A 12,939-nucleotide genomic window follows, 5' to 3' on the forward strand; every position below is an offset into this window, starting at 1 on the left:
TAAAAATAAAAAGGCCGGTGTAAATTACACCGGCCTTTTTATTTTTCTGAAACAAGATGGAGAAAGTGTGTCCGTACCTTATAGGCCTAGGGTGCTGCGTACTTTTGTGAATGCATCACCGATTTTAGAGCGGTCAGGAGCTGCACCTTGAGCAAAGTCAGGGCGGCCGCCACCTTTACCACCCATGATCGCAGCCACTTCTTTTAGAACATCGCCGGCCTTCAAATCGCCAGTCAGGTCTTTAGAAACGGAAACGATGATGGGGTTGGAGCCATCACCTTGGCCGACAACCACGACAATTCCAGATTGGATTTTGTTTTTAAGATCGTCAGTTACTTTTGCCAAAACTTCACGGTCATCCATCGGTACATCTGCCAAAACCAGTTTTGCAGAAACGCCAGATTTAGATTTGAATGCCATTGCCTTACCCGCAAGTTCATCCACGTTCACTTGGCCACCTTGAAGTTTCTTGATTTCTTTCTCAAGAGTTTTCACTTGTTCTTTGATCGACTCCACACGATTCGCCAAAGTCGCTTTTTCGCCAGTCACTTCCAGGTGCTTTAAGTAGTGAGCAGATTTTTGCAAACCAGCTGCTGCCAAAGCCTCATCCAAGTGGGCGATCGAGCTCATCGCGTATTTAACCGCAGAATCACCCGTGATTGCTTCCACGCGACGTACACCCGAGCTTACGCCAGATTCAGAAACGATTTTGAACAAGCGGATGTTCGCTGTATTTTTAACGTGAGTACCGCCGCAAAGCTCGCAAGAAAAATCACCCATTGTCAGTACGCGAACGTCGTTAGCGTACTTTTCGCCGAACAAAGCCATAGCGCCTTTTTCGATCGCTTGTTTGTGGGGCATCAATTCAGTTTTTACTTCAAGACCGCGAGCGATTTGTTCGTTCACCATGTCTTCGATCTTGCGGATTTCCTCGGTGCTTACGGGTTTATTGTGAGTGAAGTCGAAGCGAGTTTTATCAGCATCTACCAAAGAACCGGCTTGAGTAACATGAACGCCCAAAACTTTACGAAGAGCTGCATGCAACAAGTGAGTCGCTGAGTGATTACTTGCTGTGTTTCTTCTTTCGACGGGATCAACACCGCTGAGAACTTTTGCGCCAGTTTTAAAGGAGCCGTGTTCAACTTCAACGTGGTGAAGAATGATGTCGTCGATTTTCGTCGTGTTCGCTACGCGAGCGCGGTTGGTGTCTTGCATGATGTAACCAACGTCACCAGCTTGACCGCCGCCTTCACCATAGAACGCAGTTGCATCCAGGATGATAAGACCCGTGTCGCCCGTTTTAAGTTCGTTTACAACCGCTTGGCCATTAGAAAGAGCCATCACAGTGCCGTCACCGATGGTGCCATCGTAACCCAAAAACTTCACGGACTTGCCGGATTGAAGATAGTCTTTGGCAAATTTGATCATGTGAGCTTCGTCAGCCCCCATGGATTTGCCTTTCCACGAAGCTTTGGATTTCGCACGATTTGCTTCCATTTCTTTTTCGAAAGCATCTTCGTTTACTTCAATACCGTTTTCATTCGCGATCACGCGAGTCAAATCGGCAGGGAAACCGTAAGTGTCGTACATGCGGAAGACAACTTCGCCAGAAAGTTCTTTAACTCCTGCTGCTTTTGCTTTTGCAAGCTCGGCTGTCAGGATTTCAGTTCCTTTATCTAAAGTTGCCAAGAAGCGGTCTTCTTCGTCACGGATCGTGTTTAGGATGTGATCACGACGAGAGGAAAGTTCCGGATAAACTTTGCCCATATTTTCGATCAAGGCTTCCGCCATACCTGGCAAGAATGATTTGTCGGCAGAAAGTTTACGTCCGTAACGGATTGCACGTCTCATGATACGGCGAAGAACGTAACCACGGCCTTCGTTTGATGGCAAAGCACCGTCCGCGATCAAGAATGAAGTCGAGCGGCAGTGGTCAGCCAATACGCGAAGAGCAGAAGTTGTTTCTGCCGCCTTTGCATCAGTCGTCAATACTTTTTTGTCAGTGATGTATTTTACGCCACCGATTTTGCAAGCCAGTTCAATCATAGGCAGGAACAAATCTGTATCGTAGTTATTGAATTTACCCTGCATCGCTGCCGTCACACGCTCAAGACCTGCGCCAGTATCCACAGATGGTTTTGGAAGCGGAGTCAAAGTCCCTGGAGGATTTTCGAAGTACTGCATGAATACCAGGTTCCAAATTTCAACGAAACGGTCTTCACCAGCTTCGATACCTTTGAACGGATCAGAAATTTTACCTGCTTCAGGACCGTGATCGTAGAAGATCTCTGTACAAGGACCGCAAGGACCTGTGTCGCCCATTTTCCAGAAATTGTCTTTGTCGAAGCGGAAGATGCGATCGCGAGGGATGCCTTCTTGAGTGTGCCAGATGTCGGCCGCTTCATCGTCAGAGATATGAACCGTGACATAAAGCTTTTCTTTTGGAATAGCCAAAGTCTTAGTCAGGAATTCCCAAGCAAAATGAATCGCGTCTTTCTTGAAGTAATCGCCAAAAGAGAAGTTACCCAACATTTCAAAGAAAGTGTGGTGACGTGCTGTGAAGCCTACGTTTTCCAAGTCATTGTGTTTCCCGCCGGCGCGCACACATTTTTGCGAAGTCACGGCACGGGAGTAGTCGCGCTTTTCAAGACCCAAGAAAGTATTTTTAAATTGATTCATACCCGCATTTGCAAAAAGCAACGTCGGATCGTTTTCTGGAATCAAAGAAGAAGAAGCGACAGCTTTGTGTCCATTCTTTTCGAAGTATTGAATAAAAGCATTTCTGATCTCAGAGCTTTTCATAAATAACCTTTCTAACGGTCTCGGAATCAAATCCTCGAGAAGTCAGCAAGCGTCCCACGCGGGCTTTTTCCTCTCGAGAAAACTTATAATCTTCATTAAACTTGTTCGTTATAATCGCCATTGCCTTATCCAGCTCCAGCGCAGAATCGGACTCCACAGTGGGCAGGCCTTTTTCTTTCAGGTAGTTGTTGATGTAACAGATACCCTTGTTGCGGCGGTGAAGCGTGTCTGCCAGGCGAGCAGCATAGTCAGAAGGATCCCCCAACCAATTTTTTTCATTGGCGAAAGAGATGGCTTCCTCGATGGCTTCATCGCTGCCATCCTCGTCTGCGAATTTTCCACGCAACTTAGTTCTAAGCTCTTGCTCAGAATGATCACGTGCCGCCAACAAATCCATCACTTTGCGTTTAGCAGCAGCGATTCTGTCTTGTTGGCTTTCCGATTCATTTTGTGGGTCTTTTTCGTCAGACATAGGCAGTTAGAAATCTATCTGTTCCTGCCTGCGCATGTCATGCTTTTTTCAGAGTAATTTCGGTCAGTTCGCAGAACGTTCCTAGACGTAGACTGGGTCCCCAGTAACCTGTTCCTTGATTGACATACAGCCGCATGTTTTTGAGGCTGTAAAGGCCTTTAGGATAGCGTTGAAAGAATACGATCAGGAAGTTCCAAGGGAAAAATTGTCCACCATGAGTGTGGCCGGAAAGCTGTAAATCAAAGCCTTTGTCACAAGCCTTGTCCGCGATGGCGGGTTGATGGGCCAAAAAGATCTTAAACGCCTCTGGTTTTTGCTGGCTTACTAGTTTGTCCAGATCTGCGGGCTCTTTTCCGAACTGACGAGCAGCGGGATCTGCCACCCCGGAAACTTGCAAAGTCGCGCCGTTAACTTGAAGAGTTTCGGTATTGTTAACCAAAACGTGATAACCGATTGAACGAAAAGCCGCGAGAGCCGTGTCGATATTCCAATAGTACTCATGATTTCCGGCGACATAAAAAGTGCCAAGTTTGGATTGGACCGATTTCAGAATCTCAAACTCAGGAAGATGGCGGATCGCATGATCGTCCAGGATATCTCCCGTAAAGACCACCATGTCGGCTTTTAAGTTATTCGCTTTATCCACAAGCTTTTGAACAAACTGAACGGGCAAACCCGCTGCCAGATGTAAATCCGTGATGTGCAGGATGCGCAGACCATTCAAGCCATCTGGCATATTGGCAAAGGGAATCTCAACTTTGATAACTTTAACTCCCAGGCGAACTACCAAGGTTCCCAAAAGCAAAAGGACCAAGGGAATGACTAAAAGCAACCCGGTTGCTTCGGTGCCGTAAAGTTTGGTGCCGACGAATTCTGGATTTGTGTAGTTCAAAATGAATCCGGCAATGTCTCGCAGGATAATGAAGGTTAACAAAAAGCTGATATAGGCCATCGAAAAGTGGGCCGCGCTGAAATAAGCATCATGCCATGGTTTTGATTCGCCTCTTGCATCGCTGCGGGACCAAAAGAACAGCGGCATCGATATCACGATGGCAAACAACGCTCCCAGAAAAGCAATGATAAATAAAGTTTGGGCTCCAGATAAGTCGGCATATCTCACCATTTGGTGAGCGACGTACATGAATACCGCGAAAAATAGACCAACGATAATTGCGCGAAATGCAGCCATGATTATTTATAGCACGTGAGTCTGTGTTTGCACAGAAAGTTGCAAAAACACAAATCCTCGAAGAGCTGCGTCAGTGATAATCTTAAACAGGCATTGTAGGAGGTGTTCGGTGGCATTAAATAACGAATTCAAACAAGCTCGTGACTTCTTGATTTTACATCGTGCGGATTATGATTATGCCACTCGGGAATTCAAATGGCCGGAGTTAACGAACTTTAACTGGGCCCTGGATTATTTTGATCCCATGGCCGAGGGTAATAACAACCTTGCTCTATGGATCACGGGGGAAGACGGTCATGAAGAAAAATACAGTTTTGCCGATATCTCAGCGCGCTCTTCGCAAGTTGCGAACTATCTGCGACGACTGGGATTAAAAAGAGGCGACCACGTTTTGCTTTATATGGGAAATGAAACGGCCCTGTGGGAATTGATGCTCGCTTGTATGAAATTGGGAGCGGTCATGATTCCGACCAGTCCCTTGGTGGCTTTGGATGAATTGCAAGACCGTTTGGTTCGTGGTGATGTCAAACTGATAGCCACCACCCTGGCGGAATCAGTGAAATTCGATGTGCAATCGCCAACCGCAATCAAGTTAACCATCGATGGTAAAGCCCAAGGCTGGGAAGACTATTCTGAGGCCACCCGGGAAAGTGCGAACTTTCAGGCGGAGGGTGAAACCAAAGCCACAGATCCACTTTTGCTTTATTTTACGTCGGGTACAACTGCCAAGCCCAAGCTTGTTGAACACACTCATCAAAGCTATCCCGTCGGCCATTTGTCGACCATGTTTTGGATCGGACTAAGACCGGGAGATATTCACTTGAACGTCAGCTCGCCAGGGTGGGCAAAACATGCGTGGAGTAGTTTTTTTGCCCCATGGAATGCCGAGGCCACGGTTTTTATTCACAAACAGCAAAGATTCGATGTGCAGGTGATGTTGGAAACTTTGGAGAAAAAAGGAGTTACTTCTGTTTGTGCTCCGCCGACTGTTTGGCGGATGTTGGCTGTCGAAGACCTGGGTCGATATAAAATCCGTCTGCGTGAAGCTGTCAGTGCCGGCGAGCCTTTGGATGCAGAAATCATTCGCAAATTTCAAGAGGCGTGGGACCTGACCATCCGTGATGGTTATGGACAAACAGAAACCACCGCTCTCATCGGAAATTCACCGGGCCAGAAAGTTCATCCGGGCACTATGGGAAAACCACTGCCGGGTTATCGAATTACTTTGTTAGATCGTGATAACAACCCGGGGCCTGAAGGTGAAATCTGCATCGATCTTACCAATCATCCGCTGGGCGTGATGAACGGATATCGGGAAAGCGATGTCGCACAAACTCCTAACGCCAGTTATTATCGCACCGGTGACATGGCCGTTCGTGATGAACATGGTTGTTACACGTTTGTGGGGCGCGGAGATGATATTTTTAAATGCTCCGACTATCGAGTCAGTCCTTTTGAAGTTGAAAGTGTTTTGCTTGAACATCCCGCTGTGCGCGAAGTTGCGGTCATCCCAAGTCCTCATCCCTTGAGACAAAATGTCCCGAAAGCTATTATTTTTTTAGCTAAAGGTATGGAGCCAACGCGGGAGCTGGCATTGCAGATTTTGAATCACTCACGATCGCGTTTGACCCCATTTAAGCGTATTCGTCGTATAGAATTCTCGGATTTGCCAAAGACCACGTCAGGCAAAATTCGCCGTTTAGAACTGCGTGTTCGTGAACAAAAACGCGTAGCTGCGAATGAGAAATCGCAATACGAGTTTTGGGAGGAAGATTTCAAAGCAGTTCTGCCCGACACTTGGTCTCAGGATCTGCCTTAGGTACTGTGTCCTAAACGACGCTCGCATTTGAAAATTATTGGACGTTGTTCCAGCGCGGGTTCTTGCAATTCTGGTTAAATTTATATCACTGACGGCGAGTGGAGATCGCTGTTGGTATTTAAAAACAACTGGAGAGAGGGCCTTATGTCGGAACAAGAGAAAGTCGACGCAAGAGAAACTGGTAAAAGAATTTTGTGTTCTATCTTGAATGAAATGTTGGATCACGCAGAGCAAGTTGCTGTGAACTATTCTGTCGGAGATCGTACGACAATTTACAAAGTAAATTGTCATCCACAAAGCCTGGGGCAATTGATCGGTGCCAAAGGGAAAAACATTGGTGGTATTCGTGCCGTGATTTCTGCCATGATGGCGCGCAAAGGGATTCGTGCAATTATCGAAATTCCTTACGTGGCTCATAGTAACAACCGCATGGAATTCAGTGAATAGTTTCTTGACCTGTTAAATCTTCAACTGCGTGATGTATTTTAGAGCGTTGTGAGTTTGCCTGGAGCTGTTGAAGATATCGATGAGGAGCTTTGCAAGATTGGCGAAGCCCTCTCAAAGTGCAAGTCTTCCGTGGCACTTTGTAAGAGAGAGAGCCTCGCTTCAAAATAATATCAAAAGCGGACATTCAGATTCTGATAAATGCTTCGCAAAGTCGAATCGCTAATTTTAATACCATCCATAAAACTAACTCGCTATGTCATATCTACTCCGCTGAAGGCAGGGGTGCTCGGCTCACTGCATTTTAATTGCCTCCACATGGGGGTCGGCGTACCTCCTTGGTATGAGAAAATTCCTTCTAAAGTTGGCTACATTTTTTGGTGTTGGGTTAAGTCCCAAAGCGCCGGGAACTGTTGCGACTGTTGCTACCATTCCATTGGTTTTGCTTCTTAATTGGGCAGGTCCATTCATTTATATGGGTGCGACAATGGCTATTACGATCTTGGGAATTCTTGCTGCGCAAGCTTATGAAGACGACAAGGGCGGCCACGATCACAGCGAAATTGTGATCGACGAAGTTGCTGGTTTTCTGATTGCGATGATCTGGCTGCCGATGACATGGCAGGCCATTTTAATTGGTTTTGGGCTGTTCAGATTGCTGGACATTACCAAGCCTTTATTCATAGGATATTTAGATAAGAAGATCCAAGGAGGTCTTGGTGTGATGATTGATGACGTTGCCGCTGGTATTGTTGTCAGTCTGATCATGCAGTTTCTTTACAGCCACACCAATTGGTTGGGCTCGCAAGTTTTGGTCGGTTAAATGACTGAGATTCGCGCTAAGAGACTACAAGATTTCATTCGATCCCTTCGCGACCAAAAACTCACAGTGGGTTTTGCGGAAAGTTGTACTGGAGGTGCACTTTCGGCTTTTTTGACAGAGCAAGCAGGTATATCCGACATCTTTTTAGGCTCTGTGGTTTCTTACTCTAACGAGGCGAAGGTGGATCTTCTGGGGGTCCGTCGAGACACTCTCATGCAAGAGGGTGCGGTGAGCGAAAGCGTCGCTCGTCAAATGGCGCACGGAGTGCGTCGACAGCTGAAAACTGATTGGTCTGTGGCAGTTACAGGTATTGCTGGTCCGAGTGGTGGAACACCCGGAAAGCCAGTAGGCACTGTCTGCTTCGCCATTGCTGGACCGAACTTTGAAGATTCGCGAAAAGAATTCTTTTCGGGAAATCGCAAAGACATCCAGCAAGCGGCAGTGGACTATTCCGTGAATTGGCTGTGTGAAGTTCTCGACAGGAAATAGAAACAGGTAGCCCCCAGATGGAAGATGGAAAATCGAAAATCGAAAATCGAGGACCTTGGACCGTCAGCTGCTAAAAATAACAATAAGATTTGTGGTGAGTACCACATAAATAGAGAGGGATACGCAGATGGCAAACACAACTGTGGCAGATGCAAAAGCACAAAACGAAAAAAACAAAGCCTTGGAATTGGCAGTTTCATCTATTGAAAAGCAATTCGGTAAAGGTTCAATCATGCGTTTGGGCGCTAACGATTCTTTGGTTAAAGACGTTGAGGCGATCAGCACGGGCGCATTGAGCTTGGATTTGGCTCTTGGTATCGGCGGTCTTCCTAAAGGTCGTATCGTAGAAATCTACGGACCTGAATCTTCTGGTAAAACAACTCTTTGCTTGTCTGTTATCGCTCAAGCTCAGAAAAAAGGTGGCGTTGTTGCATTCGTGGATGCTGAGCATGCATTGGATATCAACTACGCTCGTAAATTGGGTGTGAACACTGAAGACATGTTGATCTCTCAACCAGACACTGGTGAGCAAGCTCTTGAGATCGTGGAAACTTTGGTTCGCTCTGGCGCGATCGACGTATTGGTTGTCGACTCCGTAGCAGCGTTGGTTCCTCGTGCAGAGATCGAAGGCGACATGGGGGATTCTCACGTAGGTCTTCAAGCTCGCTTGATGTCTCAAGCTCTTCGTAAATTGACTGCCGCTGTAAACCGTTCCAACACACTAGTTATCTTCATCAACCAACTTCGTATGAAAATCGGTGTGATGTTCGGTAACCCAGAAACAACTACTGGTGGTAACGCGTTGAAATTCTATTCTTCTGTTCGTTTGGATGTACGCCGTGTGGGCGCGATCAAAGACGGTGAAGACGTAACTGGTAACCGTACTGCAGTTAAAGTTGTGAAAAACAAAATGGCTCCTCCGTTCACTAAAGTTGAATTCGACTTGATGTACGGTGAAGGTATTTCTGAAGAAGGCGATTTGCTGGATCTAGCAGTGACTGCAAATATGGTTGAAAAATCTGGCGCATGGTTCTCCATCAATGGCGAGCGTATGGGTCAAGGCCGTGATGCTGCGAAAACATTCTTGAAGCAACATCCAGAGTACATGACACAATTGCGTACTAAGATCTTGGCAGCTAACGGTATCGGCAAACTTTTGGTTGATGCTGAAATGGCTAAAGACGGTGAAGACCATGAAGGTACTGAGCCAACTGAAATGCCAACAGAAGACGCAGCTCCGAAAAAAGAAAAAGTTAAAAAAGGTAAGCACTAGTCGCTGACCGCGTTTAGCTGAAACATCCTTGGAAACACCAAACCCGCTTCTAACCCAAGCGGGTTTTTTATTTGTAGCAGAGATTACATTACGACTCGGTGGGGAACGGCGTAGTTTAATTAAATGAAGCATTGGTTACTGGCAATTCTACTTATCATTCTGGGTATTTCTTTTGCTGAAGCCAGCACGGCCGCTCCTCGTAAAATAGTTTTGGTCGGTGCTTATGGTTTCGCGCCTTACTATGACCTGGAAAAGGGTCGGGGAATCATAACGGATGTTTTAGAACAGTTAAATTCTATGCAGCCTGATTTTCAATTCAAGGTGGTGGAAATTCCCAGTCGTCGTCGCTATCAAAGTTTTGTCGAACGCAAAGTGGACATGATTTTTTTTGAGGACCCTCGTTGGGATTGGAAGGACATTGCTCACTATGCTTTGCCAGTGGGTGTTCAAGATGCTGAGGTCTATATCGCTCTTAAGAAAAAGGCGAAGGATCAAAGCTACTTTAGTTCTTTAAAGAATAAACGAATTGCCGTTATTCTGGGGTACCACTATGGTTATGCAAAATTCAATGCTGATGAAGCCTATCTGCAATCCAATTTTAAAATCTCCCTGGTCAGTCATAACTTAGCCTCTGTGCGATTGGTTTTGCATGAGCGAGTGGAAGTGGCTGTTGTACCGCTGCCCTTTATCCGTCGCTACTTGCGTGAAAATCCCGATAAAAATGCCGAAGTATTAGTTTCAGAAAAAGTCGATCAACATTATGATTTGCGATTAATTGTGAATCCCAAAGCGGCCATTGCCCGCGACCGTTTAGAAAATCTGATGTCTAAACTGGTGAAAGAACCCGCTTACCAAGCACTCTTCTAAAATTTCCCGTGACTAAAACAGTGAACACTTATCAAGCAATGAAACATAAAAGTTGGAATTGTCGTTTTTTTGTTAGTTTTGGTTTTCAAAATCTAAAAAACTGCTGACCATCGAACAAATGAATGCTGGAGTATTATAGATACGTGATCACAAGAAGTGATTACATAAACTGACATAAAGGGATTTTATGTTGAAGACGTCACTGACGACGAAAAATGCATCTGCATATGCGGGTGATGGTGATAACCGTCCTGTACCGTGGCCGTGGTAATAAAAAACCCGCTCTTTCGAAGCGGGTTTTTTATTTTTGGGCTATGCCATTTTTTAGAACAAGAAATGGCTGCTCGAAATGCCTATTCCACTTAGCGAGTGAATGTTCCGTAGATGTAAACTGGGTCCTGCACATAGTGGCAGTCTTCATACGGTGGGCGGTGATTGTCGCCAGGGTACCAGCGGCATTCGCGGCGTTGGCGCATTTCACGAAGGATTTGCATCTGTAACTTAACGTTACCGTTCTTCTCTTTGAAATCGACATAGGCTTTGCGACCTTGAACCATCAAAGCACAACGACCACGGTCAAAATCAAATTCTACGGCGTCGACTTGCGGGTTCGATTTTTTGCCCGTGATATACACTGTTCTTAAATTCCCGAAAGAAGATTGGCAGTTGTTATTCAAGATATCAGTGCCCATTTCGTTGCGGTACTTCAGGATGGGCTTGTTACCTTCAAAGCTCAATATCAACTCGCCATATACGCCGTTGAATTGGCCAGAGTAAACACCTTCATACTTTTTGGCTTTTGAAAGATAAGCGTTTGGAACGCGGCCATCTTTGATTTCGACAGTTTTGCAGCCAACAGCCGCAAACAACATAAGACCTGCTATCAGAGCTTTAATAAAGTTCATAGATCCCCCTCAATAAGGTGAATAAATCATAGGCATTGCCAGAGAGCAAAAAGAAAACGAATATTGCCGTGCTCAAATACACGAGGGGTCTAGTTGCTTGCTTGAGGGGGCCAAGCGAAAATTGGGTGTCCATAAACACTGTAAAAGGAGACCCTATGAAAATGGCAATGGTAGCGCTGCTCCTGGTTGGCGGCACAGCAATGGCACAGATGCCCGATACCTCTAAAATGATGGATCAAGCCAAGGGCAAGGCCACAGACATCATGGCGGCTTGCAAAGAGGATAAGATCAAGTTCTGTGATAAGGTCACAGAGATGAACGCGATCAAAGAGTGCCTGAAGAAAAATAAAGACGGCCTGAGTGCCGGCTGCAAATCTACTCTGGGCTTATAATAAAAAAAACCCGCTCGATGGAGCGGGTTTTTAATTTCAGAGTTTTAAAGCTCTTACTTGTTGTAAGCGATTTTCTGTCTGCCCACCAAGCCACTTGATTTCTTAGGCAACGATGCACGCGTCACCTTAGACATCCCAGCTTGGTAGGGGCTTAAATTTGAAATCTGTCTTTTTTGAACTGGTTTAGATTTAGCAACTTTGAAACTCATTGATTCAAGAACCAAGGGCTTCGCTGTTGGAACTTGCACAACAGTGTCGACTTGCGGCTGTTGACGGGCCATTGCCATGGCTTTCACAGGAGCCGCTTTTACCGGAGCTTTAGTCATCGCTACAGAAGCTGGAGCACGGTTAGCTTTCATAACAGGTGCTTTCGCAACTGCCACAGGTTTTACTGCTTTAACGCTGGATTTAGCTGCAATTGCTTTTGGTTGAGCCACTTGCTTAGCAACCATAGGTTTGGGCATAGAAGCTGGCATACGTTTCTGAGTTGGATCTACATAAGTTTTAGTTAGCAATGCCTGATTATTCGTTGGGGAGTTGGCTGCCTTAGGCGCTTCATAAACTACACGGCGAGCTGGATAGATAGACCAAGTTTTCACAACGCGTTTTTGTTTTTTATAACCTGGTTCAGCTTTCAAAGTAACTTTGAGGTCTTCAGAAGATGATGTGTTCCCCTGCGCGATCGCGCACAGCGGGAAGAATGCTAGAAGTGTCAAAACGATGCGATGTCTCATTTGCGGAACCTCTACTTTTGAATCTATAAACCAATATGCAAGGGAAATGCCGTCTATAAACTAATCAGGTGTCAATGAAGCAGTATAGTTGGCGAAGGAATCGACACTGTCTAAAATAAGTTAGGCAGTCAAAATGAGTCGATCATATTGAGTCGACTTCACTGGTGTCGTTCGGTTCACGCCGCTCTGTTTCACATAAAAAATCGGAGACAAAATGTCTCTGAAATTTTCTGACATTTCTCTGAAAACGTATCTGTTGCAGAAGATACATTTGAGAGGTTGGCAGGCTCCTTGTATATAGGAACCGCACAGTATACACGGGGGTTAAAAATGAAAAGCGTATTGGTATCACTTGTAGTTATTGCATTCAGCGCATCAGCGTTTGCAGGTCGTGGTCATCACGGGGGCGGTTACGGTCCTGGTCCGGGACATGGTCACGGTGGTGGATATCATCATGGCGGTCGTGACGACAGCAACGAAGTGGCTTCGATTCTAAGTGCATACACTGGAGTTTTGATGCTGACATCTGCGACTGCATGCGGATCCGGTGATGGTTGTGCTTACAAGCAAGTGATTATGGATTCTAAGGACGACGCAGCTCTATACATTGCTACAGAAGGTGATGAGAAGGGTGTGAAATTCGTTCGTGCAGTGGAGCTTCTTCGCAAGATGGATCCAAAAACTCAAAGTTCAGACTTTGAATTGGCTGAAGACATCATCAACTGGTAGT

13 protein-coding genes are annotated in these 12,939 nt (G+C 45.9%); 8 read left to right on the forward strand and 5 right to left on the reverse strand.

Features of this window, described 5'->3' with window-relative positions; translation table 11 throughout:
- Positions 1-78 precede the first annotated feature (78 nt).
- The 3 genes from alaS to HW988_RS02355 are packed head-to-tail and all read right to left on the reverse strand — an operon-like array spanning position 79 to position 4,463.
- Positions 79-2,802, reverse strand: a complete 2,724-nt coding sequence (alaS, locus tag HW988_RS02345; RefSeq protein WP_181606061.1) for an alanine--tRNA ligase — start codon at positions 2,800-2,802, stop codon at positions 79-81.
- Complete coding sequence (locus HW988_RS02350) at positions 2,789-3,274, reverse strand: regulatory protein RecX (RefSeq protein ID WP_255490168.1); 486 nt, start codon at positions 3,272-3,274, stop codon at positions 2,789-2,791. Before HW988_RS02350 ends, alaS begins: the two co-directional genes overlap by 14 nt.
- Positions 3,275-3,311: 37 nt before the next feature.
- A complete protein-coding gene (locus tag HW988_RS02355; RefSeq protein WP_181606062.1) occupies positions 3,312-4,463 on the reverse strand; it encodes a metallophosphoesterase in 1,152 nt (383 codons plus the stop codon).
- A gap of 109 nt (positions 4,464-4,572) precedes the next feature.
- Here HW988_RS02355 and HW988_RS02360 point away from each other — a divergent pair, with 109 nt between their 5' ends.
- The 6 genes from HW988_RS02360 (at position 4,573) to HW988_RS02385 (ending at position 10,178) form a co-directional block, all read left to right on the forward strand.
- A complete protein-coding gene (locus tag HW988_RS02360; protein ID WP_181606063.1) occupies positions 4,573-6,282 on the forward strand; it encodes an AMP-binding protein in 1,710 nt (569 codons plus the stop codon).
- A gap of 144 nt (positions 6,283-6,426) precedes the next feature.
- Positions 6,427-6,729 (forward strand): KH domain-containing protein, encoded by a 303-nt coding sequence (locus HW988_RS02365; RefSeq protein ID WP_142698827.1) that lies wholly within the window; start codon positions 6,427-6,429, stop codon positions 6,727-6,729.
- Between the two features lie 340 nt (positions 6,730-7,069).
- Positions 7,070-7,549: a phosphatidylglycerophosphatase A gene (locus tag HW988_RS02370; RefSeq protein WP_181606064.1), complete on the forward strand. Its 480-nt coding sequence runs from the start codon at positions 7,070-7,072 to the stop codon at positions 7,547-7,549.
- Positions 7,550-8,038, forward strand: coding sequence for a CinA family protein (locus HW988_RS02375; RefSeq protein ID WP_181606065.1), 489 nt, complete (start codon positions 7,550-7,552; stop codon positions 8,036-8,038). It abuts the gene before it with no gap.
- Between the two features lie 127 nt (positions 8,039-8,165).
- The gene (recA, locus tag HW988_RS02380) at positions 8,166-9,311 is read left to right on the forward strand and encodes a recombinase RecA (protein ID WP_181606066.1); all 1,146 of its coding nucleotides are present in this window, start codon (positions 8,166-8,168) and stop codon (positions 9,309-9,311) included.
- 123 nt (positions 9,312-9,434) lie between these two features.
- Complete coding sequence (locus HW988_RS02385) at positions 9,435-10,178, forward strand: ABC transporter substrate-binding protein (protein WP_181606067.1); 744 nt, start codon at positions 9,435-9,437, stop codon at positions 10,176-10,178.
- 362 nt (positions 10,179-10,540) lie between these two features.
- Here the strand turns inward: HW988_RS02385 and HW988_RS02390 are convergent, their stop codons facing one another.
- Complete coding sequence (locus tag HW988_RS02390; RefSeq protein WP_181606068.1) at positions 10,541-11,083, reverse strand: hypothetical protein; 543 nt, start codon at positions 11,081-11,083, stop codon at positions 10,541-10,543.
- Between the two features lie 155 nt (positions 11,084-11,238).
- Between HW988_RS02390 and HW988_RS02395 the strand changes: the two genes are divergently transcribed.
- Positions 11,239-11,475 carry a hypothetical protein gene (locus HW988_RS02395; protein ID WP_181606069.1) on the forward strand — a complete coding sequence of 79 codons (237 nt, stop codon included), beginning with the start codon at positions 11,239-11,241 and terminating at the stop codon, positions 11,473-11,475.
- 53 nt (positions 11,476-11,528) lie between these two features.
- On the opposite strand, the gene HW988_RS02400 is transcribed toward HW988_RS02395, so the two are convergent.
- Positions 11,529-12,209 (reverse strand): hypothetical protein, encoded by a 681-nt coding sequence (locus HW988_RS02400; RefSeq protein WP_181606070.1) that lies wholly within the window; start codon positions 12,207-12,209, stop codon positions 11,529-11,531.
- A 330-nt stretch (positions 12,210-12,539) separates the two neighbouring features.
- Between HW988_RS02400 and HW988_RS02405 the strand changes: the two genes are divergently transcribed.
- On the forward strand, positions 12,540-12,938 hold the full coding sequence (locus HW988_RS02405) for a DUF2388 domain-containing protein (RefSeq protein WP_181606071.1): 399 nt from the start codon (positions 12,540-12,542) through the stop codon (positions 12,936-12,938).
- Position 12,939: the final 1 nt, after the last annotated feature.

Origin of the sequence: Bdellovibrio sp. KM01 (genome assembly GCF_013752535.1) — a bacterium.
Taxonomy (GTDB): domain Bacteria; phylum Bdellovibrionota; class Bdellovibrionia; order Bdellovibrionales; family Bdellovibrionaceae; genus Bdellovibrio.

Coding starts and splice junctions, on each gene's coding strand:
- alaS (WP_181606061.1), bottom strand. CDS start 2,802: ATGAAAAGCTCTGAGATCAGAAATGCTTTTATTCAATACTTCGAAAAG.
- HW988_RS02350 (WP_255490168.1), bottom strand. CDS start 3,274: ATGTCTGACGAAAAAGACCCACAAAATGAATCGGAAAGCCAACAAGAC.
- HW988_RS02355 (WP_181606062.1), bottom strand. CDS start 4,463: ATGGCTGCATTTCGCGCAATTATCGTTGGTCTATTTTTCGCGGTATTC.
- HW988_RS02365 (WP_142698827.1), top strand. CDS start 6,427: ATGTCGGAACAAGAGAAAGTCGACGCAAGAGAAACTGGTAAAAGAATT.
- HW988_RS02370 (WP_181606064.1), top strand. CDS start 7,070: ATGAGAAAATTCCTTCTAAAGTTGGCTACATTTTTTGGTGTTGGGTTA.
- HW988_RS02375 (WP_181606065.1), top strand. CDS start 7,550: ATGACTGAGATTCGCGCTAAGAGACTACAAGATTTCATTCGATCCCTT.
- recA (WP_181606066.1), top strand. CDS start 8,166: ATGGCAAACACAACTGTGGCAGATGCAAAAGCACAAAACGAAAAAAAC.
- HW988_RS02385 (WP_181606067.1), top strand. CDS start 9,435: ATGAAGCATTGGTTACTGGCAATTCTACTTATCATTCTGGGTATTTCT.
- HW988_RS02390 (WP_181606068.1), bottom strand. CDS start 11,083: ATGAACTTTATTAAAGCTCTGATAGCAGGTCTTATGTTGTTTGCGGCT.
- HW988_RS02395 (WP_181606069.1), top strand. CDS start 11,239: ATGAAAATGGCAATGGTAGCGCTGCTCCTGGTTGGCGGCACAGCAATG.
- HW988_RS02400 (WP_181606070.1), bottom strand. CDS start 12,209: ATGAGACATCGCATCGTTTTGACACTTCTAGCATTCTTCCCGCTGTGC.
- HW988_RS02405 (WP_181606071.1), top strand. CDS start 12,540: ATGAAAAGCGTATTGGTATCACTTGTAGTTATTGCATTCAGCGCATCA.